The sequence below is a fragment of the Oleiphilus sp. HI0123 genome (assembly GCF_001635315.1).
The window spans coordinates 1-649 of sequence record NZ_LWGE01000520.1 but is presented as its reverse complement, the minus strand read 5'-3'; the positions used below and the strand labels follow the sequence as shown (position 1 = coordinate 649).

The following is a 649-nucleotide window of genomic DNA, read 5'->3' as shown; positions in this document are numbered from 1 at the left end:
CTGCACGCACAGTACGGCCAGACATTAAGACATCATCGAATAAAACGATATGCTTATCTTTTGTTTCGAAGGGCAAGCTAGATGGCTCAACTTTTGGATTCAAACCAATTTGAGTAAAGTCGTCGCGATAGAAAGATATATCAAGCTCACCAATCAGTTTTTCATTCGCCAAACTTTTTTGAATAGCCTTAGCGACCCAAACACCGCCGGTGCGAATCCCGACAAACTCATAGTCAGTGATATTCTTTTCTGCCAAATAATGGCTTAGTTGCTGTGACATCGCACCCAATAAGGCTTCTACAGCTTGTTCATCATGCATTGTCAGTTCCTTTATTGTCACTCATTGCTGCAAACCAGCTTTCTAGTATTAAACATGCTGCGGCACCGTCAACCGAGTGATCCCCAAAATCTACGTACCGACCCGTTCTAGCTTTCACCGCCTGCTTAGCTTCGAAGCTTGAGAGCCGCTCATCCATCATATCGACCGGTTTATTAAAACGGCCTTTTAAGCGCTTACCGAACTTCTTCGCTCGCAATGACATATCGCTTTCAGAGCCATCCATATTCAAAGGTAAACCAACGACAAAGCCTGTCGGTTTCCATTCTTCTACCAATTGTTCAATTACTTCCCAGTCAGGAATCCCCTCTC

2 protein-coding genes are annotated in these 649 nt (G+C 44.2%); both read right to left on the bottom strand.

The window, feature by feature from the left end:
* The coding region (locus A3761_RS04880) for a phosphoribosyltransferase family protein (protein WP_255374919.1) at nt 1–319 on the bottom strand (319 nt) is incomplete at its 3' end.
* On the bottom strand, nt 312–649 hold a 338-nt coding region (gene ruvX, locus A3761_RS04875; RefSeq protein ID WP_068749925.1), incomplete at its 5' end, for a Holliday junction resolvase RuvX. The genes A3761_RS04880 and ruvX, both read right to left, overlap by 8 nt.